Source organism: Rhodanobacter fulvus Jip2, from assembly GCF_000264315.1.
Lineage (GTDB): Bacteria > Pseudomonadota > Gammaproteobacteria > Xanthomonadales > Rhodanobacteraceae > Rhodanobacter > Rhodanobacter fulvus.
The window spans coordinates 16,846-41,012 of the sequence record NZ_AJXU01000014.1 but is presented as its reverse complement, the minus strand read 5'-3'; the positions used below and the strand labels follow the sequence as shown (position 1 = coordinate 41,012).

The following is a 24,167-nucleotide window of genomic DNA, read 5'->3' as shown; positions in this document are numbered from 1 at the left end:
GATCGCAGGCGGCCAACGGGGGGTTCCTGGCGCACAAGCCGACGAGGACGCATTTGGCGACTCGTGGCTACTTTGCCCGGGGAAAAGGGGAATCAGCAGGTTCGGCGATGGACGCCAATTCAAGGAACAGTCCCTGCAATTCGGGGTCTGTCATGGATGCTGCGGTGGCCCGAAGATGGGCGGCGGCGGCAGGCGAAAGCGGTTTTGATCGGGACGGCTCGGTAGGGGCCGGCGGTTGGGGGACCACTTTCACGGTAATCGCACTGGCGTTGGTGCCAATGGCATCGGCGGCGGCCAGGATCTGCGTCTGCATCAATCGCAGGCGCGCCGCCCAGGCTGGTGAGGTTGCCAGGAAGACAAGGCGTCCGTAGCGCAGGTTGGCGAAACGTACTTCGTCGCGCAACGGCAAGGGCAATGTCTGACGCAATGCGCGATCGAGCGCTTCCAGCGCGCCGGCCTTTCGGGCCAGGGCCGCGAAGGAGCCGCAATCGACCAGGGCTTTCGGGCCGTGGCCATGGCGGCGCGAAGCGGGGTTGGCGTACTGCGTCACGGCGGGATTCGACTTGGGAAACTCATGCAAATCATACTCGTCTCACGTCATCGAAAGTTGCCACGCACGCTCGATCTTTCCCGGCGCTGGCTGCGCTGGAAGCTCTATGCGGCCACGGGATTCGTGCTGCTCGGCTGCGTTGGCGTGGGGGCCGCGCTGGCGCTGACCATCGCCAGCCCGCAGGACCGTACGTTGGCCCACATCCACGAACTGCAGCAGCAGATCCAGCAACAGGATGCGCAATTGAGCGGGGTCCGCCAGGACGCCGAGCGCGGACTGGACGCGCTGGCGCTGAAACTCGGCCAGCTGCAGGCGCAATCGACCCGCCTCAATGCGCTGGGCGTGCGGCTGGCCCAGGTCGGCAAGCTTGATGACGGGGAGTTCAGCTTTGACCAGCCGCCCCCGGTGGGCGGCATCGAGGAAGCCGGCGAAACCGGCTATGCGCTGCCGCCGGTGCTGGAAGCCAGTATCGACCAGCTTGCCGGACAGTTCGACAGCCAGCAGGCGCAGTTGTCGGCGCTGCAAAGCCTGTTGCTGGACGCGCGCATCGAATCGAGCCTGAAACCCACGGGCATGCCGGTCCAGGGCTATATCTCGTCGTATTTCGGCACGCGCCCCGACCCCTTCGACGGCCATATGGCGCGCCACACCGGCATCGATATCGCGGTGCCCAAGGGCACGCCCGTGCACGCCGTGGCCGCAGGCATGGTGACGTTCACCGGCGTGCGTCGCGGCTACGGCAAGGTGGTAGAGATCGACCATGGCAACGGCTACATGACGCGCTACGCGCACAACAGCAGCTTGCTGGCGCATCCGGGCCAGCGCGTGCGCGTGGGTCAGGTGATCTCGGACGCGGGTTCGACCGGGCGTTCGACCGGGTCGCATCTGCATTTCGAAGTGTGGCGCGGCGGTCGAGTGGTCAACCCGCTTACCTACGTGCGCAGCCATCGCTGAAACGCTCCCGCTATCCCCCTTGTGATGGCTCGGCCGAGGCCGATGGCCGTCACCGTGGCGCGTCGCCCTTGAATACCGGCGCCGCGACCGCCATTCCGAATCACCACATTCCTGATCGCCCTTGGGGTGTGTAGTAATATGCCCGATTGGCCTGCGCCAGTCGGCGGGCATCCCGTTTATCTACCCGGAAGATCGATGTTCAATCGTGCCTTGACGAGCCTGTTTGGTAGCCGCAACGAGCGCGTGCTGCGTCAGCTTTCCCGATCCGTCGCCCGCATCAACGCACTGGAACCCGAGTTCGAGAAACTCGGCGACGAAGCACTGCGCGGCAAGACCGAGGAATTCAAGCAGCGCGTCGCCGGGGGCGAATCGCTGGACAAGCTGCTGCCCGAGGCCTTCGCCGTGGTGCGCGAGGCGGCCAAGCGCGTGCTGGGCATGCGCCACTACGACGTGCAGATGATCGGCGGCATGGTGCTGCATCAAGGCAAGATCGCCGAAATGCGTACCGGTGAAGGCAAGACCCTGGTCGGTACGCTGCCGGTCTACCTCAATGCGCTCGAGGGCAAGGGCGTGCACGTGGTCACCGTCAACGATTACCTGGCGCGGCGCGACTCGGCCCAGATGGGTCAGTTGTACAGCTTCCTGGGCCTGGAGGTGGGCGTGGTGTATCCGGGCATGGATCACGCCGACAAGAACGCGGCGTACGCCGCCGACATCACCTACGGCACCAACAACGAATTCGGCTTCGACTACCTGCGCGACAACATGGCGCTGAGCAAGGAGCAGCGCTACCAGCGCAGCCTGAATTACGCGATCGTCGACGAGGTCGACTCGATCCTGATCGACGAGGCGCGCACGCCGCTGATCATCTCCGGCCCGGCCGAGGATTCCCCGGCGCTGTACATCGCGCTGAACAAGATCGTGCCGCAGATGATCCGCCAGACCGAGGAAGAAGGCAGCGGCGACTACTGGGTCGACGAAAAGCAGAAGCAGGTGCACCTGTCCGAGGAAGGCATGCAGCACGCCGACGAGCTGCTGCGCGCCGCCGGCGTGATCGACCAGGACAGCGGCCTGTACGACTCCAAGAACCTGGCGGTGGTGCATCACCTCAACGCCGCGCTGCGCGCCAACGGCATCTACCAGCGCGACGTCGATTACATCGTGCGCGATGGCGAAGTGGTGATCGTGGACGAGTTCACCGGCCGCACCCTGACCGGCCGGCGCTGGTCCGACGGCCTGCATCAGGCGGTCGAGGCGAAGGAAGGCGTGCCGATCCAGCGCGAGAACCAGACCCTGGCCACGGTGACGTTCCAGAACCTGTTCCGCATGTACAAGAAGCTGGCCGGCATGACCGGCACGGCCGACACCGAGGCGTTCGAGTTCCAGAGCATCTACGGCCTGGAGGTGGTGGTCATTCCCACCCACAAGCCGATGATCCGCAAGGACAACCCGGACATGATCTTCCTGTCGCAGACACCGAAGTACAACTCGGTGATCGAGGACATCAAGGCCTGCCACAAGCGCGGGCAGCCGGTGCTGGTGGGTACCACGTCGATCGAGGTGTCCGAGCTGCTTTCCGGGCTGTTGGACAAGGCCGCCGTGGCCCACGAGGTACTGAACGCCAAGCAGCATGAACGCGAAGCGCAAATCGTGGCCCAGGCGGGTGCGCCGGGGCAGGTCACCATCGCCACCAACATGGCCGGCCGCGGTACCGATATCGTGTTGGGCGGCAGCCTGGAAGTGGCGCTGGCCGCGTTGCCCGAAGGTGCCAGCGAGGTCGATCGCGCCCGCGTCAAGGCCGATTGGAAAAAGCTGCACGACCAGGTCCTGGCCTCCGGCGGCCTGCACATCATCGGCACCGAGCGGCACGAATCGCGGCGCATCGACAACCAGCTGCGTGGCCGTTCCGGCCGCCAGGGCGATCCGGGTTCCTCACGTTTCTACCTGTCGCTGGAAGACAACCTGCTGCGCATCTTCGGCGGCGAAGGCCTGGTGCGCTGGATGAAGCGCTTCGGCATGAAGGACGACGACTCGCTGGAAGATCGCATGATCAGCCGGCAGATCGAGAAGGCGCAGCGCAAGGTCGAGCAGCACAACTTCGATATCCGCAAGCACCTGCTGGAATTCGACGACGTCGCCAACGACCAGCGCAAGGTGATCTACGGCCAGCGCAACGAACTGCTCGAAGGCGAGGAAGTGGCCGCTACCGTGGCCGACATCCGCGAGGACGTGGTGCAGTCCATCGTGCGCACCCACGTGCCGCCCGAGAGCATCGACGAGCAGTGGGATATCCCCGCGCTCAACCGCGAGCTCGAGGGCCAGTTCGGTCTGTCGCTCGACCTCGTCCACTGGGTGGAACAGCAGGCGGAAGTGGATGCCGACGCCATCCTGGCGCACGTGCGCGAGGCGCTCGACACCTTGTTCGTGGCCAAGGAAGCGCAGATTGGCGCGGAAACCATGCGTCAGCTGGAAAAGCACATCATGCTGACCGTGGTCGACAACGCCTGGAAGGACCACCTGGCCAACATGGATTACCTGCGCCAGGGCATCTACCTGGTCGGCTACGCCCAGCAGGATCCGAAGCAGGCGTTCAAGCGCGAGTCGTTCAAGCTTTTCTCCGAGATGCTCAACCGGATCAAGACCGAAGTGGTGCAGATGCTGGCGCGCATCCGCATTCGCAGCGAGGAGGAAGTGGCCGCTATGGAGGCCGAGCAGCAACGCCTCGCCGAGCGCATGCAGAAGCAGATGCTGGCCAGCGGTGGCGGCGCGCCGGGCGAATCCTCGTTGCCCGCCAACGGCGGCTCCATGCGGCCCGTCACGGGCGAAAAAGTCGGCCGCAACGACCAGTGCCCGTGCGGCTCGGGCAAGAAGTACAAGCACTGCCATGGCCAGCTGTCCTGACCATGTCGGTTGATTGAAAGAAAAAGGCGGCCCGCATGGCCGCCTTTTTTTTTAAGGCAGGCGCGCGGTGAACATCGCCGATTCCAGCGTGAAATCGAGCGTCGCCCGGATCCGGTAGTAACGCTGCACTTCCATCGGTGCATCCGCCAGCAGATGGCGGATGGCCGCTTCCAGTACCGGCGGCGTGCGCATGCGGGCGACCCAGCTCGCGAACTCGATCTCCAGCGGCCAGGTCTGTTCGGCGGTCAACTCGAAACCCGCCCGCTGCAACATCGCGTGCCATTCGGCGGGGCTGTAGTCGCGCACGTGTGAGGTGTCGCGCAGAAGCTCCAGCGCCTGCAGATGCGTGTCCAGCAGCATGGCGTGAGGCCCTTGCGGACCCACCACGTCGATGAAGCACAGGTGTCCACCCGGCTTGAGCACCCTGGCCGCTTCGCCCAGCGCGGTGGCCGGATCGCTCCAATGGTGGGCGCTGTAGCGACTGACGACGAGGTCGAACGCACCGGCCTCGAACGGCAATTGCTCCGCGGGCCCCTGCTCGGTGCGCACCGAGGGCAACCCGCGCTGCGCCGCCGCGTCGCGCACCACGGCAAGCATGTCGCGCGAGAGGTCGTAGGCCACCACTTCACCCACATGGGGCGCCATCGCAAAACTGGCGTGGCCGGCACCGCAACCCATGTCCAGTATGCGCGCGTCGGCCGAAAGCGTCGCCGCGAGTGCCGCCAGGTGCTGCAAATCCTGCCCGCGTGCGTGTACCGCGCTTTCCAGGTAGGCCTGTGCGCGCGAACCGAATTGCCGGTCGACCTTGTCGTGATGTTCCATGGCGCTCGCTCATGTTGCGGAGCAGCAAACTAGCACGCGACGCGACGCGTTTGCATCGGTCAATGCGCCGCGTCCCGGATGCTCGGGTGGGTACAGCCGATGCCGTGCAACACGCGATGCGATGGACTCAGTCGCCGCCGCCGGGTGGACGTACGCGATGGGGTTCCGCGTCGACCGTGATGTACTGGAGTTCTTCGGCATCCAGTCGCAGCGCGGTGAGCTTGCCGCCCCAGACGCAGCCGGTATCGATGGCGTGGACGCCAAAGCCGGCGAAGCGGTCCAGCGCCGACCAGTGGCCGCAAACGATGCGCGTATCGCGCCGGCGCATGCCGGGCACCTCGAACCAGGGATAAAGCCCGGGTTTCTGTGTGCCGGGCACACCCTTGGCGTCGAAATCGATGCGGCCGTTGACGTCGCAATAGCGCATGCGGGTCAACGTGTTGATGGTGGCGCGGTGGCGATCCATGCCCTGCAGGCGGCTGGACCAGACGGCGGGGCGGTTGCCGAAAAGGTTGCGCAGCAGCCGGGGATGGCGCGGACTGGAGAGCTCACGTTCCACCTCCTGCGCCGCCCGCTGGGCCTGGCGCAAGGTCCAGATCGGCGCCAGGCCCGCATGGATCATCGTCCAGTTGAGCTTCTCGTCGTGATGCAGCAGCTTCTGCGAGCGCATCCACTCGAACAGCACCGGCGCGTCATGCGCAAACAGGACTTCGCGCAATTCGGGATTCACCCGCGCCTGCGCGTCCGGCTTGCGCTGGGCGATTGCCAGCAGGCTCAGGTCGTGATTGCCCAGCGTGACCACGCTGGATTCGCGCAGTTGATGGATCAGCCGCAACGTCTCCAGCGACTGCCCGCCACGGTTGACGAGGTCGCCGCAAAACCACAGCTCGTCCTGCGCCGTATCGAAACGCAGCTTCTCCAGCAGCCGTTGCAACTCGGGATAGCAACCCTGCACGTCGCCAATGGCGTAGGTGGCCATGTCAGAACGCGTCCATCAATGCAGCGTACGCGGAATGGACAGGGTGAAGGTGGGAATGGGCGCGTCGAATTCGGTGCCGTCGTCGGCCAGCATCTGGTAGCTGCCGCCCATCGTACCCACCGAGGTTTCCAGCACCGCGCCGGAGGTGTATTCGAAGGCGTCGCCGGGGCGAATCCACGGCTGCTCGCCGACCACGCCGTCGCCGCGCACTTCGTCGACCTTGCCGTTCGCGTCGGTGATCATCCAGTGCCGCGTGAGCAATCGCGCGGGCACATCGCCGGCGTTGCGCAGCGTGATGGTGTAGGCGAAAACGTAGCGGTTGTCGCCGGGTTTGGATTGATCGGGGACGAAACGTGTTTCGACCTGCACATCGATCGTGTAGGAAGATTTCTCAGTCATGTCCGGATTGTAGGGCTTGTCGCCGTGCATGGGGCACGGCGCGTGGCGCAATCGCACACGAGGATGCAGGAAGGGTCACTGGCCGCCGTAGATTTTCGCCAGTCGCACGAAATCCCCGGGCGCGAGCGTCTCGGCGCGGGCACCCGGCTCGACCCCGGCACGGCGGATCGCCTCGGTGTCCATCAGTTGCTTGAGCGCATTGTTGAGGGTCTTGCGCCGCTGCGCGAAGGCCGCCTTGACCACGGTGTAGACGTCGCCCGCATCGGCATCGTGGCGATCCTGCGGCGCCAGCGGCACCAGTCGCACCACCGCCGATTCCACCTTGGGCGGCGGCCGGAAGGCTTCGGGCGGCACGGTGAACAGCGGCTCCACGCGGCAGGCCAGTTGCAACATCACCGACAGCCGGCCGTAGACCTTGCTGCCGGGTTCGGCGGCCATCCGTTCGACCACTTCCTTCTGCAGCATGAAGTGCATGTCCGCGATCGCACCGAAGTGCTCGACGCAATGGAACAGGATCGGGCTGGAGATGTAGTACGGCAGGTTGCCGGCGATACGCAGCCGATCGACGCCATGGCGCTGCGCCAGCGCGGTGAAATCGACCTTCAGGACGTCGGCATGGATGATCTGCAGCTCGCCGACGCTGGCCGCGCGCACCTGCAGCGCCGGGATCAGGTCGGTGTCCAGTTCGATGGCGGTGAGCTTGCCGGCCGCCGTCAGCAGCGGCAGTGTCAGCGCGCCCTCGCCAGGGCCGATTTCCAGCACGAAGTCGGTGGCGCGCGGCGCCATGGCGCTGACGATGCGGTCGATGTAGCGGCTGTCGTGCAGGAAGTGCTGGCCGAAGCTTTTCTTGGGGCGCGCGTTCACGTGGTCGTTCCCGGCAGGACGGATCCGTCATCGCGCTCATCTCCCCCGGGAGGAGGGAAGGGATGAAGGGCGCGACGGGCCACCAGATCCAATGCCATGTTGGCCGCGGCGATCAGGCTGGAGGGATCGGCGCGGCCGCTGCCGGCCAGGTCCAGCGCGGTGCCGTGATCGACCGAGGTGCGGATGAATGGCAGGCCGAGCGTGAGGTTGACGGTGCGGTCGAACGCCTCGCTCTTCAGCACCGGCAGCGCCTGGTCGTGGTACATCGCCAGCACCGCGTCGTAGCGCGGACGCATGGTCGGCACGAAGGCGGTGTCGGCGGGGAGCGGCCCCAGCAATTGCATGCCCTCGGCGCGTAGCTGCTCCAGCACGGGAATCACGGTGTCGATTTCCTCGCGCCCCATATGCCCGCCTTCGCCTGCATGGGGGTTGATGCCCAGCACGGCGATACGGGGATGCGGCAAGCCGAACTTCCCGCGCAACTCGGCATGCACGATGCGCAGCACACGGGTCAGCAACGGGGTGGTGATTGCATCCGCGACCGCGCGCAGCGGCAGATGGGTCGTTGCCAGCGCCACCCGCAGCTCGGGGCTGGCCAGCATCATCACCACGTCGGCCTGCGCCCGTTCGGCGAAGAACTCGGTGTGTCCGCTGAAGGGAATGCCTGCGTCGTTGATCGATGATTTCTGCAGCGGCGCGGTGACCACCGCGGCATAGCTTCCCGCCATGCAGCCGTCGGCGGCGGTGGCGAGGGTGGTCAGCACGTGCCCGGCGTTGCGGGGATCGGGCTGGCCCGGAACTTCTTCCGCTTCCAGCGGCACATGCCGAACGCGGAGAGTGCCCGCCGCGCGATCGGCGGGTGCGCTGCCATCGTCGTCGATCAATTCGATCGCCACGCCGCATCGTGCGGCCGCGCGTTGCAGCAGGGCGCGATCGGTGATCGCCACCAGCGTGGCGGCCAGCGGCGTGGCCGCCAGCCGGATCAGCAGTTCGGGGCCGACGCCCGCGGGTTCGCCCGCGGTGAGGGCGAGCCGTGGCAGGGACATCGGCATGTCGCGGGTATTACGAGGAAGCGCTGTCGGTGTCGGCGTCGCGCAACTCGGGCACGACGATGTGCACGTAGGCATTGGAGCGGATGTCGCGCAGATAGTCGTCGTAGGCCTGCTCGGCCTTGCGATTGCCGATGGCCTGGCGCGCCTCGCCGCGCTCAAGCTCGACGGTCTGGTCGCTCTGGCGCGTGCCAAGACGCTCCAGGATGTGCCAGCCCGCTTCGCTCTGGAACGGTTGGGACACCTCACCGTCCTTCAGGTTGCCCAGCTGCGCGGCAATGGTCGCGCCCCAGGCCTTCTGCGGGAACCAGTCCATGTCGCCGCCGGCATTGGCGGTGGTGTCGTCGTCGGAATCTTCCTTAGCCAGCTTGGCGAAGTCTTCATGCTTGTTGACGATGCGGTCGTACAGGTCGCGCGCTTTCTGCTCGGCCTGGGCCGGCGTCATCAGTTCGCTGGGCTTGATCAGGATCTGCCGTGCGTGGAACTCGGTGACGATCTGCTTGCTGGGCTCGCGTTGCCCGATCAGCTTCAGGATGTGGAAGCCGGTGGGGCCTCGCAGTGCGTTGCTGACGTCGCCGGGCTTCATGGGCGCCAGCGTTTCGGCGAATGCCGGCGGGATCTCGTCGAGCTTGCGCCAGCCCAGGTCGCCGCCATCGAGCGCATCGGGGGCGTCGGAGTAGCGGATCGCCGCGGCGTTGAAATCCATCCCGCCCTTGATGGCATCGAGTGCCTGCTGCGCTTTCTGCGCGCTGGCCTGGATGGCCGCCGCGTCGGCGCCGCCGGGGATGCTGATCTGGATGTGGGCCAGATGGACTTCACCGGCCTTGTAGGTGGGGCTGCTCAGCAGGTTGTTGATCTCGCTGTCGGTGACCGTGACCGCACTCTGCACCACGCTCTGGCGCAGGCGCTGCACCATCAGCTGATCGCTCAGCTGGCTGCGGAATGCCGCATAGCTGTCGCCGCTGCGTTCCACTTCCATGCGCAGTTGTTCCGGCGTGATCCTGTTCTGCGCCGCCACGGCCGCGACGGCCTGGTCGACGTCGGCATCGGATACGCGAATGCCCTGCTCGTGTGCCTTCGCGATCTGCAGTTTCATCAGCACCAGGCGGTTCAACACCTGTTTCTGCAGGACCTGCTGCGGCGGCAACTGTTCGGGATGGGCGGCGTACTGCTGCTGTACCGAGGCCACGGCCTGGTCCAGCTCGCTCTGCAGGACCACATCCTCGTCCACCACCGCCACGATGCGATCCAGCGGCTGGCTGGCCGGTGCAGCAGGCGCCAGCAACTGGGCATGGGCCGGGAGCGCGATCGCCAGGGCGAGCAGCAGGGAGGCGAGGAGTTGCTTCATCGATGAAAGCCCGCGTAATGCGATTATTGATAGCCGAGAATATCACGCTGCAAGAGCGAGTCGATCTGATGGCCGGATGAGCCGAGGCCCTTGAAGACGATTTCGAACATGATCGCGTTGTCGCGCTGGTTGCCGCTGCCGGCAGGGAGGCCGTAGCCGCTCTGCTTCACGTAATTGCGTTCAACCAGCCGCAACGCCACACAGCAGCTGTCGTACTGCACGCCGGCCGCGGCTTCCACCGAATGGCCATCGGGCACCGACCACGCCACCGCGCCCACCAGCCGCCAGCGGTCGGAGAGTGGGTAGACTCCCGAAACGCCATATTGTTCCAGCAGGTTGCGGCGATAGTGGTAGGACACGTTGAGGATGCCGTCGTCGCCGACGCGGCGCTGCAATTCAAACGAGCCCATTTCGGTCTTCCGGGTATTCGGACTCCACTGGTAGCTGCTGTTCAACCGCCAGCGGTCGCTCAGCTGCAGGCCGAACTGGGCCACGTAGGCCGAGTGCACCCAGTCGTTTCCGACGACACGCTGCGGCGAGAAATAGTGGATCTGTCCCAGGCTGACCGACATCCGCTCCACGCCGTTCTCGTCCAGCAGCCGGCTGGTCAGCGCCGCGGTGAGGTTGTTGGCGTCCATCTGCCGGTCGGCGCCTGAAAACTGGTTCGGCGAAAACAGCTGCCAGTAATCGAAAGACATCAACCGGGTGTCGAACACCGGCAGGTTGTTCTGGTTGCGGTAGGGCACGTACAGGTAATACAGCCGCGGTTCCAGCGTCTGGGTGTAGCTGCTGCCGAACAGCGACGTGCTGCGATCGAACACCAGCCCGCTGTCGACGCTGACGATGGGCAGCGCGCGGGTGGGCGATTGCTCGGTGAACCGGGCACCGTATTTCGAATAGTCGTCGTTCAACTGGTAGGCGGTATATCTGTACGCCAGTTTGGGTCGCACGAACCACGCGGGGGTGCCGAAATAAGCGGCCAGGTAGGGGTACAGATCCTCGCGCTCACCCTCGATGTAGCCGGGCTTGCGAAAGGCGACCGCCTCGGTATCCATGCCGAATTCAAGCCACGGCGCCAGCGGCACATCCATCGAGAACGTCGCGTAGGGAAGTTGCCGGTATTGCAGCGACGCGTCGGTCACGAACGGGTTTACGTTCTGGTAGACGGTGGCGCCCACGGCCGCACTCCACCACTTTCCCGCACCGCGCACGGCCACGTTGGAACTGAGCGTGCGCACCACGGCGCCCGTGGTCGCCAGGTCTTCGCCGTAATCGTAGTAGTAGCCGCTGTCCGAGGCCCGGTTGATCGAGCTGATCAGATTCCAGCTCCCCCACAGCCTGGTGACGTTGCTGAAGTTGACCAGGTAACGTTCCGTGTCCTTGGTATCTTCGAGGCCAACCCGCTCACCGCGATCGTCCGGCACGTACTGCACGTTGAACTGGCCGCGGGTGCGCGGGAACAGATAGCGGAATTCACCGCCCAGCATCGGGCCGCGCGCGGTGTAGATGCGCGGGTCCAGGGTGGCGTCGTAGTTCGGCGCCAGGTTCAGGTAGTACGGCGTGCTGAGCTCGAAGCCGCCGCGGCTGCTCTTGCCGAAGACCGGGTACAGGAAGCCGCTCTTGCGCTGGTCGTTCACCGGAAAGGAGATGTACGGCAGGTACAGAAACGGCACCTTGCCCACGCGCATGGTGGCGTTGCGCGCCACGCCCACGCCGGTGGTCTTGTCGATGGCGATCGATTTGGCGCGGAATTCCCACACGTGGTGACCCACGTCGCAGGTGGAATAGGTGGCGCGGGTGTAGCGGGTGCGCTGGGCGTCGAACATCTGGCCCTGCTCGGCGACGCCGTTGCCGCGCGCGTCCAGCATCTGGTAGCGCACGTCATGGGCGATGCCGTGGCTGGCGTTGGTGTTGCCCTGCATGTGGCTGGCGGAAAGCAGCTGGCCCGCTTCCTGGTAGCGCACGTTGCCACGGGCGTCGTAGTCGGTGCTGACGTTGTTGTAATCGAGGCTGTCGGCCTGCAGCTTCTGGTCGGCGCGGTCGAGTTTGACGTCGCCGGAAAGGTGGTAGACCGACTGGTCGGAGCTGTCCACGTGCTGCGCCAGCACGCTGGTGGGGCTGGTTTCGCGCAGGCTTGGGTCACGACTCAGCGTGGGGTCGTAGAAGTCGAGCATCGCGTTGGGCCGACACATCGCGTAGCTGGGCGGCTTGGGCGGGCAATGGAAGGTGCCCAGCGGGCATGCGGTATCGGCGCTATCGGCGGTGGCGGGGCCTGGTTGCGCGGTTTCCGCGCTGGCCTGGTGGCCAATCAGGGCGAGTGCGGCGGCAACGGCCAGCAGGCGTCGTGGGGGTAGCTTGCGCGTCACAATGGGATTCTGCCGACTTCGAAGGCTCGTTAAGCTAGCAGAAAGACCCCATGTAAGGCAGGCGGGTACTTTCGAAACCGATCGAGGATTCAGCATGGCCGAACAGAAAATCACCAAGTCGGACGCCGAATGGCGGGCGCAATTGAGCCCCGAGCAATATGCCACCTGTCGCTGTTCGGCAACCGAGGCACCGTTCAGTGGCAAGTTCTATGAGCATGATGCCGCGGGCACCTACGTTTGCGCGGCCTGCCAGGCCGAGCTGTTCGGGTCGGACAGCAAGTTCCGGTCCGGCTGTGGCTGGCCCAGCTATTTCCAGCCGATCGCGCCGGCGGCGGTGGCCGAGCTGTCCGACGACAGCCACGGCATGCGCCGCACCGAAGTCGTGTGTGCGCGCTGCGATTCGCACCTGGGCCACGTCTTCCCCGATGGCCCGCCACCGACCGGTCTGCGCTACTGCATCAACTCGACCGCGCTGGATTTCAAGCCGGCCTGATGGCCCGACAAGGCCTCGGCGTTCCGGTCACGCCATCAGCGCGCCGACATGGGCGCTGACGCTGGCGGCCAGGGCGCCGAGGTCGTAGCCGCCTTCCAGCGTGGAGACGATCCGGCCGCCGGCATGGCGCCGGGCCAGTGCCTGCAGTTGATCGGTGATCCAGGCGTAGTCCTCCTGGCCCAGCCGGAGGTCGGCCAGCGGATCCTGCCGGTGTGCGTCGAAACCCGCCGACACCAGCACCAGTTGCGGCTTGAATGCGTGCAGCCGCGGCAGCAGCCGGTGCGTCCACAACTCGCGGAACTCCAGCGAGCCGGCGCCGGGTGACAGCGTGCCGTTGACGATATTGCCCACACCGCATTCGTCCTCGGCGCCGCTGGAGGGATACAGCGGCGACTGGTGGCTGGACAGGAACAGCACGCGCGGCTCGCGCTCGAAAATGGCCTGGGTGCCATTGCCGTGGTGGACATCGAAGTCGGCGATCGCCACCCGCTTCAAGCCGTGCACGGCGAACGCCTGGGCCGCGCCCACGGCTACGTTGTTGAACAGGCAGAACCCCATCGCCTCATCGCGGGTGGCGTGGTGGCCCGGCGGCCGCACCGCGCAGAACGCGGCCTCGCACTGCCCGCCGATCACCGCATCGACCGCCGCCGCCACGGCGCCGGCCGCGCGCAATGCCGCCTCGACCGAGCCGGGGCCGATCCAGGTGTCCTCATCCAGTGCGTGCAACTCGCTGTCGCCGGCGTGGGCCAGGATGCGATCGACGTGGGCGGCGCTGTGCACGCGCAACAACTGTTCGCGGCTGGCGCGTGGCGCCTCGATGCGATCGAGTGCGGCAAAGCGGTCGTGGTCCAGCGCCTGCAGCACGGCGCGCAGGCGGGCAGGGCGTTCGGCGTGATCGAGGCCGCCAGCGTGCTGCAGACAATCGGCATGGGTGTAGAGCCGCATCATCCGGCGGTCTATTCCGCGGCGGGTTTGGGCTTCCGCCGGCGTTCGTGCTGCCACAGCACTTCGCCATGACCGCTGGCGCGCGCCAGCACGCGGCAGATCACGAACAGCAGGTCGGACAGCCGGTTCAGATAGCGCTGCGGCTGCGCACGGATGTCTTCCGCGCGTGCCAGTGCCACCACTTCGCGTTCGGCGCGGCGGCAGACCGTGCGCGCCAGGTGGCCGCAGGCGGCCGCCATGCCGCCGCCGGGCAGGATGAATTCCTTCAGTGGCGGCAGCGGTTCGTTGAGATCGTCCAGGGTCGACTCCAGCCGTGCGATGTCGCTGTCCTGCACCATCTCCATGCCGGGAATGCACAGCTCGCCGCCCAGGTCGAACAGGTCGTGCTGCACCTGGGTCAGGACTTCGCGTACTTCATCCGGCACGCCGTCAGTGGCCAGCACCATGCCGATCGTGCTGTTGAGCTCGTCGACGGTGCCGTAGGCGGTGACCCGCAGCGAATCCTTGCCCACCCGCGAACCATCGCCCAGCCCGGTGCTGCCGTCATCGCCGGTCCGGGTGTAGATCCGCGACAGCCGGTTGCCCATTGCCGATCAGCGGGACGAGTGAGCCGCGCCGTTCAGCGCGCGCGACACCTGCGTCGCCAGCACATGCAGCACGGCGCCGATGCCCACGTACAAGGCCGTGGTCTGCAGGAACGGCAGGTACCAGTCCGCCATGTTGGCCGACCACGCGGCCATGCTGCGGGGCAGCGGCACGCTGTCGCTCAGCCAGTAGAAGCTGCCGTTGGACAGCAGATAGCAGACGGCCCAGCTCGCCAGAAAAGCCACCGCGGCCATGCCCAGCGTCTGCAACCGCAGGCCCACCTGATAACGCGCCAGCAGGCTGCCGCCCATCCACAGGCTGAAGTAGGCAGGCAGCAAGGCCAGGTAGGCCGCCGACATGCAGTAATGGCTCCAGAAATTCAGGCCCTGGCCGGAAATCACCAGGTAATCGATCAGCACCGCTTCGGCCATCAACAACGGAAAGGCCCAGCGGCCCGCCCCACGCAGCCAGAAACCGGCCAGGAAGAAAATGCCCCATGACGCGTCCGGCAGCGCATCGAAGTGATGCAGGATCGAGTGATGCATGCGGGTGGCGGCCATCACCACGGCGAGAACCACGAAAATGCCCAGGCGCTGGGTCGATGTCTTGGGCATGCGGAGGCTCCATGTGCGGCGATCAAATAGAAGCGCAGTTTAGCCCAATGTGGCCGCGACGAAAGCCGCGGGTATCATCGGCGGATGAATGCATCGCTGCCTTTTCCCCACTCGGACCCCGGCGTGCTGATCGTGGGCGGCGGCCTGGTCGGCGCCAGCCTGGCCATCGCGCTGGACGCGGCCGGCATCGCCGCCACCCTGGTGGAGACCGCCGCGCCGCGCACCGACCAGCAGCCCAGCTACGACGAACGCAACCTGGCGCTGGCGCGCGCCACCGTCAACGGCCTGGAGGCCATCGGCGTATGGCGCCATGCCGCCGGACGAGCCACGGCGATCCGGCATATCCATGTGAGCCGCGCGGGCGAGTTCGGCAGCGCGCGTATCGACGCGGCCCGGCATGGCGTGGACGCGCTGGGCTGGACCCTGCCGGCGCGCGAACTGGGTGCCGCGTTGTTGCGGCGGCTGGACGAATGCACCCGGTTGACGCGCCTGGCGCCCGCCACCTTGCAAACCCTGCAGCCGCTGGCGGACGGTTGGCGCGCCGGCATTGCCACCGCCGATGGCGTGCGCCAAGTCGATGCGGCCTTGCTGGTGGGGGCCGATGGCAGCGAATCGTTCGTGCGCACGCAACTGGGCATCGGCGCGGAACGGCACGACTACGAGCAAACCCTGTTTGTCAGCACCGTCACACCGGAGCGCGACCACGACGGTCGCGCCTACGAGCGCTTTGCCGATGACGGCCCGGTGGCGTTGCTGCCGCTGGCCGAGCGCCGCTGCGGATTGGTGCTTACCGTGCCTGCCGCGCAGGCCGAGGCGGTGGCGGCGATGGATGACGAGCGCTTCATCGCGCTGGCGCAGCAGCGTTTCGGCTGGCGGCTGGGTCGGCTGACGCGGCCGGGCCGGCGGCATCCCTATGCCATCCACCGCATTGCCGCGCAGCAGGTGATCGGCCCGCGTGCGGTGCTGGTTGGCAATGCGGCGCAGACCATCCATCCGATCGGCGCGCAGGGCTTCAACCTGGGCTTGCGCGATGCGTTGACGTTGTCCGAACTGTTGGCCAACGCCGCCGATCCAGGCACCGCCGACCTGTTGCGAGGCTATGCGGCGCGGCGCGCGGCGGATCGCGAGGGCACCATGGTGATGAGCCATGGCCTGGTGCAGCTGGCCTGCCTGCCGCAGCCCCTGTTGGGGCCGTTGCGCTCGCTGGCGTTGCTGGCCTGCGACCGCGTACCACCGCTGCAACGCGCGCTGGCGCGGCGCGGCATGGGTTTTCGCGGCGAACCGCCGCTGGCCGTGCTGGAGCGCTTGCCATGAACCGTCTGTTGCGGGAAATGCCGCGCCGGCGCGCTGCGATGCCTGACGTTGCCGTGGTCGGCGGCGGCATGGTGGGCGCCGCCACCGCGCTGGCGCTGGCGCGCGCGGGCTTCGATACGGTGTTGCTGGAAGCGCGTGCGCCGGCTCCGTGGCAGCTGCAGGACGAGGTGGACTTGCGCGTGGTCGGCCTGGCGCCGTCGTCGGTCGCGCTGCTGGACGATCTCGGCGTCTGGCCGTCCATTCGCGATGCTCGCGCATCCGCCTACGCGCACATGCACGTATGGGATGCGGCCAGCGGTGCGGCGATCGATTTCGATGCGGCGGCCGAAGGTCGGCGGGAACTGGGCTTTATCGTCGAGAACAATCTGGTGCAGTGGATGTTGTGGCAGGCGCTGGAAGCGGCTGGCGTGCGTCGCCTGTGTCCGTCGGCGGTGCAGGGTTTCGAGGCGCGCGAGGATCACGTCCGGCTGCAGCTGGACGACGGCGAAACCCTGTCGGCGGCACTGCTGGTGGCGGCCGACGGCGGCTCATCGCCACTGCGCCAACTGGCCGGCATCGGCACGCGTGGCCGCGATTACGCGCAGCGCGCGGTGGTGGCTCATGTGCATACCGAGCGCCCTCATGAAAGCACGGCATGGCAACGTTTCCTGCCTGACGGTCCGCTGGCCTTGCTGCCGTTGGCCGATGGCCGCAGCTCGCTGGTGTGGTCGTTGCCCGAGGCGCAGGCGCAGCGCGTGCTGGCGCTGGATGATGCAGCCTTCCGTGACGCCCTGGGCGTGGCCAGCGATTTCCGGCTGGGCCGCGTCACCGGCACCACGCCGCGCGCCTCGTTTCCGTTGAAGCTGCAACTGGCTGAGCGCTACCAGACCGATCGCTTCGTGCTGCTGGGCGATGCGGCGCACGCGGTGCATCCGCTGGCCGGGCAGGGCGTCAATCTGGGCCTGCGCGACGTGGCCGAACTGCGCGACACGCTGCTGGCCGCGCGCGCCGCCGGTCGCGACATCGGCGCCGCGCACGTGCTGCGCCGCTACGCCCGCCGCCGCCGCAGCGCCGACACGCTGGACGCGCTGGGTTTCGACGCGCTGGCGCGGGTCTACGCCTGGCAATCGTCACCGCTGGTGGCCGCGCGTGGCGCCGGCGTTCGCCTGCTCGATCGCCTCACGCCCTTGAAACGCCTGCTGTCGGGACACGCGGCAGGGCAATAACCACCCACCGGAGACAACCCCATGCGCATCGTTCGATTGTGTTGCCTGCTCGTGCTTGCCGTCGCGGCGTTTTCCGCCAACGCGAAGATGGTCCAGCGCGCCGTGGACTGGACCCAAGACGGCACGAAATTCCACAGCGTGCTGATCTATGACGACGCCACCATGGCGAAACGCCCGGGCCTGGTGATGGTGCCGAACTGGTACGGCGTGAACGATGGCGCGGTGAAAAAAGCCGAGGCGATCGCCGGCAGCGACTACGTGATCCTGCTCACCGACATGTACGGTGAAAAGATCCGGCCCACCTCCTTCAGCGAGGCGCAGGCTGCGGTGAAGCCGCTGTACGCCGACCGCGCGCTGATGCGCCAGCGCATCGGCCACGCGCTCGATCAGCTGAAAGCGCAGGCCGGCACGGCGCCGCTCGACGTTGCCCGGCTGGGTGCGATCGGCTTCTGTTTCGGTGGCAGCGCGGTGCTGGACCTGGCCCGCAGCGGTGCCGACGTCGGAGCGGTGGTGTCATTCCATGGCGGGCTGGATACCGACAACCCGGCGCTGGCGAAAAACATCAAGGCGCGCGTGCTGGTGCTGAACGGTGCCGACGACAAGGGCACCATGCCGGCCGCCGACGCGTTCATGGATGAAATGCGCCAGAGCCCGGCCGACTGGCAGTTCGTGGTGATCGGCCACGCGGTGCATTGCTTCACCGAGGTGGGCGAGAACTCGCCCGGTTGCCGCTACGACGAACCCATCGCCAGGCGCAGCTATCGGCTGATGCATGACTGGTTGCATGAGTCGTTTGCGGGCAAGCCGTAGGCGAATCTGGTCGCGGTGCTTTTCTGTCGAGATGGGCGAAAGGCATCGCGGCTGAAGCCGCTCCCACAAAAAATCTCGGGCTCAGAAGGTGCGCTGCACCGAATAATCGGCCAGGGTGGCCAGGGCGTCGCGATAGTCGGAAGCGGGTAGTGCGGCCAGCGCATCGCGGGCCGCCTGCGCATGGGCGAAGGCGCGCTCGCGGGTGCGCTCCAGCGCGCCGGAGTCGCGGATCGAGGCGATGATGCGGTCCAGCGAATCCAGGCCGCCGTGTTCGATCGCATGGCGCAGCGACTGCGCCTGATCCGGGCTGGCCTTTTCCAGCGCGTAGATCACCGGCAGCGTGGGCTTGCCCTCGGCCAGGTCGTCGCCGATGTTCTTGCCCAGTGCCTCGGGGCTGGAGACGTAGTCGAGCAGGTCGTCGGCGATCTGGAATGCGTAGCCCAGCTCCATGCCGTAGCGGCGCAGCGCGTCCACCTGCGTTTGCGGCAGGCCGCCCAGGATGCCGCCCAGCTCGGTGGCGGCGGCAAACAGCACCGCCGTCTTGCGCTCGATCACGGCCAGGTACGCCGCCTCGCTGACGTCGGCGTTGCCGATGTTGAGCAACTGCAGCACCTCGCCCTCGGCGATGGTGTTGGTGGTGTCGGCCAGGATGCGCATGATGCGCATGTCGTCCAGCTCCACCATCAGCTGGAACGAGCGCGAATACAGGAAATCGCCCACCAGCACGCTGGCCGCATTGCCCCACAGCGCATTGGCGGTCTTGCGGCCGCGGCGCAGGTCCGATTCGTCGACCACGTCGTCGTGCAGCAGGGTGGAGGTGTGGATGAACTCGATCACCGCCGCCAGCTTCACGTGCTGCTCGCCGCTGTAGCCGGCCGCGCCGGCGGCCAGCGTGTGCAGCATCGGGCGCAGGCGCTTGCCGCCGCCGGCAATGATGTGGTCGGCGATCTGGTTGATCAGCACCACGTCGGAGGACAGGCGGTGGCGGATCAGCGCGTCGACGCGTTGCATGTCGGTCGCGGCAAGATCGCGCACCCGGGCAAAGTCGGCGGGGCGGCTGGCGTCGGCTGGCATCGGGGTCATGGGGAAATTCAAGGAGGTTATCGGTTCGATTATAGGGCCCGGCGGTCACCCGCATGGTGTGATCAGTGCACATCAGGCGCGGCCGCGACATGTCGCCACAAACCGCCGCATGGGCCGCGACTCTATAATGCCGCCCATGCCTTCCCCGAAATCGGTACCCCGGTGAGCAAACTCTCCCGCCTTGAACGGCGCAGCGCCCTGACCCTGGCCTGCGTGATCAGCCTGCGCTTGTTCGGCCTGTTTTTGATCATGCCGGTGTTTTCGCTGTACGCGAAGACGATGCCGGGAGCCACCGGCTTCATGATCGGACTGGCGCTGGGCGTGTACGGATTGGGGCAGGTGCTGCTGCAGATTCCGCTGGGGTTGTTGTCCGACCGGATCGGGCGCAAGCCGGCGATTACCCTGGGGCTGCTGTTGTTCGCGCTGGGTGGGTTGATCGCGGCGATGTCGCATACGTTGACCGGCATCGTGATCGGCCGCGCGGTGCAGGGCATGGGCGCGGTGGCCGGTGCCGGCATCGCGCTGGCGGCCGACCTCACCGTTGAGGAGAACCGCGGCAAGGTGATGGGCATCATCGGCGTGTCGATCGGGCTGGCGTTCCTGCTGGCGCTGATCCTGGGGCCGCCGCTGGAAGCCATCGACGGCCTGCCCGGCCTGTTTGCGGCCACCTCGATCCTGGCGCTGATCTCGCTGGCGCTGTTGTGGCTGATCGTGCCCACGCCCGAACGGGCACAGGCGCCGGCCGCGGCTGGTTTCGGCCATGTGCTGGTGATGTTGCGCGACAGCCGCATGATGGTGCTGAACGGTTCGGTGTTCTTCCTGCACGCGCTGCTGACCGCCAGCTTCGTGGGCTTGCCGCTGCTGCTGGCGAACACCCTGGATTTGCCGGTGAACCGGCACTGGGAGCTGTACCTGCCGGTGATGGTGGTGGCGGCGCTGGTGATGGGCGGCAGCCTGCGCCACATGCGCGAGATCGCGCAGAGCCTGCGCATCGTGATGGTGTGCGTGGTGGCGATCGGGCTGGCGTTGCTGGGTTTCGCGCTGTCGGGCAATCACCTGATCGCGTTCGGCGTGGCCGCCACGGTATTTTTCTCGGCCTTCAACCTGCTGGAGGCGGCACTGCCCAGCCTGGTTTCGCGGCTGGCGCCGGCACACCTGCGCGGCGCGGCCATGGGCGCGTATTCCACCAGCCAGTTCATCGGCGCCTTTGTCGGCGGTACCTTCGGCGGCATCGCATTGGGCCGGTTGGGCCCCAGCGGCATCTTTGTGGGCGCCGCGGCCATGACCTTGCTGTGGCTGCCGCTGGTGGTGGCCGGTGCGCGCCGGATCGGTGCGGACATGGCGGCCACCGCCCAGGCGCAAACCGTCTAGGAAGGCGCTCCAGGCGACCTCCTACATGGCCCCGGCGGGGGCTGACGCGGGTTCCGGTGGGCGACGCATGTACACGGCCTTTGCCCCGGTTATGATGGCCAGCCTGATCCACCACTCCGGCCGTAATCATCCGTTAAATACGGCCGGCTCAACGAGGACACTCCCATGGCACGTGGCGTCAACAAAGTCATCCTGGTCGGCAACCTGGGCGCGGATCCGGAAATGCGCCACACCGGCGGCGGCACCGCGGTCACTACCTTGAACATCGCCACGTCGGAAAGCTGGACCGACAAACAGAGCGGCGAGAAAGTCGAGAAAACCGAGTGGCACCGGGTGAAGATGTTCGGCCGCCTGGCCGAGATCGCGGGGGACTACCTGAAGAAGGGCCGCCAGGTCTACATCGAAGGTTCGCTGCGCACCGACAAGTACACCGGCAAGGATGGCGTCGAGCGCTACAGCACCGACATCATCGCCAGCGAAATGCAGATGCTGGGCGGCAATGAAGGCGGCGGTGGCGGCGGTGGCGGCGGGCAGCGCTCGCAGGGCGGCGGCCAGCGCCAGAGTGGCGGCAATTACGGTGGCCAGTCACGCGGCAGCGACGATCAGGGCGCATCGCGCTCGTCGCCGCCCCCGGCCGACAACGGCTTCGCGGATGACGAAATTCCGTTTTAGGACACGCTTACGCAGAAGTGTTGAAGAAAAAAGCCGGCGAATTCGCCGGCTTTTTTTGTCGGGACGTTGGCCTTGCGGTAGTGGGATACGTCGCCCGACAAGCCGCATCCCCGCTCAACGCGAGATGCATACGTATTCATGCGCGGAGAGGGCCGATTGGCGACACCAGGGCCAGTACGCCATGCGAGACTCCGGTGACTGCCGGCCGGCCTTCCGTTCGCGCTGTACGCCAAAGCGCGCCACGACAGCTGAGCTCGCGGCCACCCATGAAACATGTCATCCGTGGCGGCTGCCATGGAAGGGGATTCGGAGCGTGACCAGAAAACTGCCAATCATGCGTATCGTCGCCGCCATCGTGCTGCTGCTGGCGACGAGCGGAAGCTTTGCGTTCGCCGCCACGGTGGCGCCCCATATCGATCACCATCGCGACGGTGTGGAGCTGCGTCGCGGTGCCGTAGCGCTGCGCGTGACGGCACTGACCGATCACATCATCCGCGTGCGGATCGCGCGCGACGGCGTGTTTCCCGAAGACGCCAGCTGGGCAGTGCCGGCCGAGGTCCGCCACGCGCGGGTTGCGGTGGAAAGTCATGCCGACGGCTTTTCCACCAGGGCGTTGCGCGTGCGCATCGATCCCCAGTCGCTGGGGCTGCGGGTGGAAGATCTGCAAGGTCGCACGATTTCGGCCGACGCGGCCCAACCGTTCGATGCGGACGGTCGCGCTTTCACCTTGCGCAAGCAGCTTCCGCTGTCCGAACACATCTTCGGCCTGGGCGACAAGACCGGCGGCTCGCTGGATCGGCGCGGGCAGAGCTATGTGGACTGGAACACCGACGCCTACGGTTTCAGCAGCGCCACCGACCCGATCTACAAGTCGATTCCGTTTTTCATCGGCGTCGGCGGCGCGGGCGGCAGCTACGGCATCCTGCTCGACAACAGCTGGCGCAGCTGGTTCGACTTCGGTCATCGCGACGCGGACACGCTGGCCTTCGGCGCGCCGGATGGTCCGATCGACTATTACCTCATCGCTGGCCCCACCACCGCGGACGTGGTGCGCCGCTACACCGATCTCACCGGCAAGGCGCCGCTGCCGCCGAGGTGGGCGTTCGGCTATCAGCAGTCGCGCTACAGCTACATGACCGGCGACGAGGTGCGGCAGGTGGCGGCGCGCTTGCGTGCGGACCGGTTCCCCGCCGACGTGATCTGGCTGGATATCGATTTCCAGGACCGCAACCGCCCGTTTACCATCAACCGGCAGGCGTTTCCCGACATGCCGGGGCTGGTGCGCGAACTGCGCGGTGAGGGCATCAAGCTGGTGGCGATCACCGACCCGCACATCGCCCATGCACCGGACGAGGGCTATGCGCCGTACGACAGCGGTGCGGCCGCCGATGCGTTCGTGCACAACCCGGATGGCTCGGTTTACGTGGCGCCGGTGTGGCCGGGGCCGTCGGTGTTTCCCGATTTCACCGAGGCCAGCGTGCGTGACTGGTGGGGCACGTTGTATCGGCCGTTCGTGGCCGACGGCATCGCCGGTTTCTGGAACGACATGAACGAGCCGGCGGTGTTCGATACGCCGACCAAGACCATGCCGCTGGACAACGTCCACCGCATCGCCAGCGACGATTTCACCCGCCGCAAGGCCAGCCATGCCGAGATCCACAACGTCTACGGCATGCAGAACACGCGCGCGACCTACGACGGGCTGCGCAAGCTGCGCCCCGACGAGCGGCCGTTCGTGATGACGCGCGCCAGCTATGCCGGCGGCCAGCGCTACGCGGTGACCTGGACCGGTGACAACGGTTCCACCTGGGATCAGCTGAAACTGTCGGTGCACCAGCTGATCAACCTCGGCCTGTCGGGCTTCTCATACAGCGCCGCCGACGTGGGCGGGTTCACCGGCGGCCCCAGCGCCGAACTGCTGACGCGCTGGTTCGAGATCGCCACGTTCACGCCGATATTCCGCGACCACGCGGCCAAGGGCACGCCGCGGGCCGAGCCGTGGGTGGATGGGCCGCAGCATCTGGCCATCCGCCGGCATTACGTGGAGGAACGCTACCGCCTGCTGCCGTATTTCTACGCCTTGGCCGACGAAAACGCGCGTCGCGGCGACCCGATCATGCGGCCGGTTTTCTACGATTACCCGGACGCGATCAGCGCCTCGTGCGACCAGTCGATGGCATTCACCGTGGGCAGCCAGTTGCTGGTGGCGCCGCCGCCCAATCCGGAATCGCCGCAGGATTACGATGTCTGCCTGCCGGCGGGCGGCTGGTACGACTACTGGACCGGGCTGGCGGTGGATGGCGCGGCTGTCGATGGGGCCAGCCAGACCATCCAGTCGGCCTCGCAGGCCACCAACGAGAAGCGCTCCAGCAGCATCGTGGTGAAAGAGACGCCGCAGCTGGACAAGCTGCCCGTCTTCGTCCGCGCCGGCAGCATCCTGCCGCGCCAGCCGCTGGTGCGGAGCACCGCGCAAACGCCATTCGGTGCGTTGCAGATAGACGTCTATCCCGGTGCCGATTGCCACGGCCAGTTGTACGCCGACGACGGCCACAGCATGGCGTACCGCAAGCAGGGCTTCCTGCGGCAGACGCTTCGCTGCACGGTGAGCGACGATGGCGTGCGCATCGACTTCGCGGCGCGCGATGGCCGGTTCAAGCCCTGGTGGAAGCAGTTGGCAGTGACGATCCACGGCTGGGATGGCGCCGGCCACGCGATGGTCGGTGGGCGTCGTGTCGACGCGGTGTCCGATCGCGCCGCGCGCACCTTGCGCTTCACCATCGCCGATCAGCCACAGGCGATCAGCATCGACGCCATGCACCCGTGAGGTGGCTCACGCGGGGGTG

General features: G+C 66.7%; 21 protein-coding genes. 9 read left to right on the top strand and 12 right to left on the bottom strand.

The features are described 5' to 3' along the window. Positions 1-67: 67 nt before the first annotated feature. A complete protein-coding gene (locus tag UU9_RS02910; protein WP_040670115.1) occupies positions 68-550 on the bottom strand; it encodes a DciA family protein in 483 nt (160 codons plus the stop codon). 24 nt (positions 551-574) lie between these two features. Between UU9_RS02910 and UU9_RS02905 the strand changes: the two genes are divergently transcribed. After that, a complete protein-coding gene (locus UU9_RS02905) occupies positions 575-1,504 on the top strand; it encodes a M23 family metallopeptidase (protein WP_007080220.1) in 930 nt (309 codons plus the stop codon). A gap of 195 nt (positions 1,505-1,699) precedes the next feature. After that, complete coding sequence (gene secA / locus UU9_RS02900; RefSeq protein ID WP_007080219.1) at positions 1,700-4,405, top strand: preprotein translocase subunit SecA; 2,706 nt, start codon at positions 1,700-1,702, stop codon at positions 4,403-4,405. Between the two features lie 51 nt (positions 4,406-4,456). Here secA and UU9_RS02895 read toward each other — a convergent pair whose 3' ends face one another. The 7 genes from UU9_RS02895 to UU9_RS02865 form a co-directional block, all read right to left on the bottom strand. Then, positions 4,457-5,227, bottom strand: a complete 771-nt coding sequence (locus tag UU9_RS02895) for a class I SAM-dependent methyltransferase (protein ID WP_007080218.1) — start codon at positions 5,225-5,227, stop codon at positions 4,457-4,459. A 127-nt stretch (positions 5,228-5,354) separates the two neighbouring features. Next, positions 5,355-6,206, bottom strand: a complete 852-nt coding sequence (locus UU9_RS02890; protein ID WP_007080217.1) for a symmetrical bis(5'-nucleosyl)-tetraphosphatase — start codon at positions 6,204-6,206, stop codon at positions 5,355-5,357. Positions 6,207-6,221: 15 nt separating this feature from the next. Next, a complete protein-coding gene (apaG, locus tag UU9_RS02885; protein ID WP_040670114.1) occupies positions 6,222-6,605 on the bottom strand; it encodes a Co2+/Mg2+ efflux protein ApaG in 384 nt (127 codons plus the stop codon). A gap of 75 nt (positions 6,606-6,680) precedes the next feature. Continuing rightward, entirely contained in the window at positions 6,681-7,469 is a 789-nt protein-coding gene (rsmA, locus tag UU9_RS02880; protein ID WP_007080215.1) for a 16S rRNA (adenine(1518)-N(6)/adenine(1519)-N(6))-dimethyltransferase RsmA, read from the bottom strand. Further along, complete coding sequence (pdxA, locus tag UU9_RS02875) at positions 7,466-8,515, bottom strand: 4-hydroxythreonine-4-phosphate dehydrogenase PdxA (RefSeq protein WP_040670112.1); 1,050 nt, start codon at positions 8,513-8,515, stop codon at positions 7,466-7,468. The genes rsmA and pdxA overlap by 4 nt, the downstream gene beginning before the upstream one ends. Before the next feature lie 16 nt (positions 8,516-8,531). Continuing rightward, positions 8,532-9,866, bottom strand: a complete 1,335-nt coding sequence (locus UU9_RS02870) for a peptidylprolyl isomerase (RefSeq protein ID WP_007080213.1) — start codon at positions 9,864-9,866, stop codon at positions 8,532-8,534. A 23-nt stretch (positions 9,867-9,889) separates the two neighbouring features. Then, entirely contained in the window at positions 9,890-12,232 is a 2,343-nt protein-coding gene (locus tag UU9_RS02865; protein ID WP_007080212.1) for an LPS-assembly protein LptD, read from the bottom strand. 94 nt (positions 12,233-12,326) lie between these two features. On the opposite strand from UU9_RS02865, the gene msrB reads away from it, so the two are divergent. After that, positions 12,327-12,725 (top strand): peptide-methionine (R)-S-oxide reductase MsrB, encoded by a 399-nt coding sequence (msrB, locus tag UU9_RS02860; RefSeq protein WP_007080211.1) that lies wholly within the window; start codon positions 12,327-12,329, stop codon positions 12,723-12,725. 27 nt (positions 12,726-12,752) lie between these two features. Here the strand turns inward: msrB and UU9_RS02855 are convergent, their stop codons facing one another. The 3 genes from UU9_RS02855 to UU9_RS02845 are packed head-to-tail and all read right to left on the bottom strand — an operon-like array spanning position 12,753 to position 14,869. Continuing rightward, positions 12,753-13,673, bottom strand: a complete 921-nt coding sequence (locus UU9_RS02855; RefSeq protein ID WP_007080210.1) for a histone deacetylase family protein — start codon at positions 13,671-13,673, stop codon at positions 12,753-12,755. 8 nt (positions 13,674-13,681) lie between these two features. Next, positions 13,682-14,257: a cob(I)yrinic acid a,c-diamide adenosyltransferase gene (locus tag UU9_RS02850; RefSeq protein WP_007080209.1), complete on the bottom strand. Its 576-nt coding sequence runs from the start codon at positions 14,255-14,257 to the stop codon at positions 13,682-13,684. Between the two features lie 6 nt (positions 14,258-14,263). Next, positions 14,264-14,869, bottom strand: coding sequence for a hypothetical protein (locus tag UU9_RS02845; RefSeq protein WP_007080208.1), 606 nt, complete (start codon positions 14,867-14,869; stop codon positions 14,264-14,266). A gap of 84 nt (positions 14,870-14,953) precedes the next feature. Between UU9_RS02845 and ubiH the strand changes: the two genes are divergently transcribed. From ubiH to UU9_RS02830, 3 genes are read left to right on the top strand one after another with little or no spacing between them, the layout of a single operon-like run. Next, a complete protein-coding gene (gene ubiH / locus UU9_RS02840; protein ID WP_007080207.1) occupies positions 14,954-16,183 on the top strand; it encodes a 2-octaprenyl-6-methoxyphenyl hydroxylase in 1,230 nt (409 codons plus the stop codon). Then, the gene (locus UU9_RS02835) at positions 16,180-17,388 is read left to right on the top strand and encodes a UbiH/UbiF/VisC/COQ6 family ubiquinone biosynthesis hydroxylase (protein ID WP_007080206.1); all 1,209 of its coding nucleotides are present in this window, start codon (positions 16,180-16,182) and stop codon (positions 17,386-17,388) included. The genes ubiH and UU9_RS02835 overlap by 4 nt, the downstream gene beginning before the upstream one ends. Positions 17,389-17,409: 21 nt before the next feature. Then, positions 17,410-18,198, top strand: coding sequence for a dienelactone hydrolase family protein (locus UU9_RS02830; RefSeq protein WP_007080205.1), 789 nt, complete (start codon positions 17,410-17,412; stop codon positions 18,196-18,198). Positions 18,199-18,279: 81 nt separating this feature from the next. On the opposite strand, the gene UU9_RS02825 is transcribed toward UU9_RS02830, so the two are convergent. Next, on the bottom strand, positions 18,280-19,281 hold the full coding sequence (locus tag UU9_RS02825; RefSeq protein ID WP_007080204.1) for a polyprenyl synthetase family protein: 1,002 nt from the start codon (positions 19,279-19,281) through the stop codon (positions 18,280-18,282). Positions 19,282-19,443: 162 nt separating this feature from the next. Here UU9_RS02825 and UU9_RS02820 point away from each other — a divergent pair, with 162 nt between their 5' ends. The 3 genes from UU9_RS02820 (at position 19,444) to UU9_RS02810 (ending at position 24,148) form a co-directional block, all read left to right on the top strand. Further along, on the top strand, positions 19,444-20,652 hold the full coding sequence (locus UU9_RS02820) for an MFS transporter (protein ID WP_007080203.1): 1,209 nt from the start codon (positions 19,444-19,446) through the stop codon (positions 20,650-20,652). Positions 20,653-20,817: 165 nt separating this feature from the next. Continuing rightward, positions 20,818-21,324, top strand: coding sequence for a single-stranded DNA-binding protein (gene ssb / locus UU9_RS02815; RefSeq protein WP_007080202.1), 507 nt, complete (start codon positions 20,818-20,820; stop codon positions 21,322-21,324). Between the two features lie 334 nt (positions 21,325-21,658). Next, complete coding sequence (locus UU9_RS02810; RefSeq protein WP_007080201.1) at positions 21,659-24,148, top strand: glycoside hydrolase family 31 protein; 2,490 nt, start codon at positions 21,659-21,661, stop codon at positions 24,146-24,148. The last annotated feature ends 19 nt before the right edge of the window (positions 24,149-24,167 follow it).

Bases quoted from the DNA above. Each gene is read 5' to 3' on its own strand.
- UU9_RS02905 (WP_007080220.1), top strand. From the start codon at position 575: ATGCAAATCATACTCGTCTCACGTCATCGAAAGTTGCCACGCACGCTC.
- secA (WP_007080219.1), top strand. From the start codon at position 1,700: ATGTTCAATCGTGCCTTGACGAGCCTGTTTGGTAGCCGCAACGAGCGC.
- UU9_RS02895 (WP_007080218.1), bottom strand. From the start codon at position 5,227: ATGGAACATCACGACAAGGTCGACCGGCAATTCGGTTCGCGCGCACAG.
- UU9_RS02890 (WP_007080217.1), bottom strand. From the start codon at position 6,206: ATGGCCACCTACGCCATTGGCGACGTGCAGGGTTGCTATCCCGAGTTG.
- apaG (WP_040670114.1), bottom strand. From the start codon at position 6,605: ATGACTGAGAAATCTTCCTACACGATCGATGTGCAGGTCGAAACACGT.
- pdxA (WP_040670112.1), bottom strand. From the start codon at position 8,515: ATGTCCCTGCCACGGCTCGCCCTCACCGCGGGCGAACCCGCGGGCGTC.
- UU9_RS02870 (WP_007080213.1), bottom strand. From the start codon at position 9,866: ATGAAGCAACTCCTCGCCTCCCTGCTGCTCGCCCTGGCGATCGCGCTC.
- msrB (WP_007080211.1), top strand. From the start codon at position 12,327: ATGGCCGAACAGAAAATCACCAAGTCGGACGCCGAATGGCGGGCGCAA.
- UU9_RS02855 (WP_007080210.1), bottom strand. From the start codon at position 13,673: ATGATGCGGCTCTACACCCATGCCGATTGTCTGCAGCACGCTGGCGGC.
- UU9_RS02850 (WP_007080209.1), bottom strand. From the start codon at position 14,257: ATGGGCAACCGGCTGTCGCGGATCTACACCCGGACCGGCGATGACGGC.
- UU9_RS02845 (WP_007080208.1), bottom strand. From the start codon at position 14,869: ATGCCCAAGACATCGACCCAGCGCCTGGGCATTTTCGTGGTTCTCGCC.
- ubiH (WP_007080207.1), top strand. From the start codon at position 14,954: ATGAATGCATCGCTGCCTTTTCCCCACTCGGACCCCGGCGTGCTGATC.
- UU9_RS02835 (WP_007080206.1), top strand. From the start codon at position 16,180: ATGAACCGTCTGTTGCGGGAAATGCCGCGCCGGCGCGCTGCGATGCCT.
- UU9_RS02830 (WP_007080205.1), top strand. From the start codon at position 17,410: ATGCGCATCGTTCGATTGTGTTGCCTGCTCGTGCTTGCCGTCGCGGCG.
- UU9_RS02825 (WP_007080204.1), bottom strand. From the start codon at position 19,281: ATGACCCCGATGCCAGCCGACGCCAGCCGCCCCGCCGACTTTGCCCGG.
- ssb (WP_007080202.1), top strand. From the start codon at position 20,818: ATGGCACGTGGCGTCAACAAAGTCATCCTGGTCGGCAACCTGGGCGCG.
- UU9_RS02810 (WP_007080201.1), top strand. From the start codon at position 21,659: ATGCGTATCGTCGCCGCCATCGTGCTGCTGCTGGCGACGAGCGGAAGC.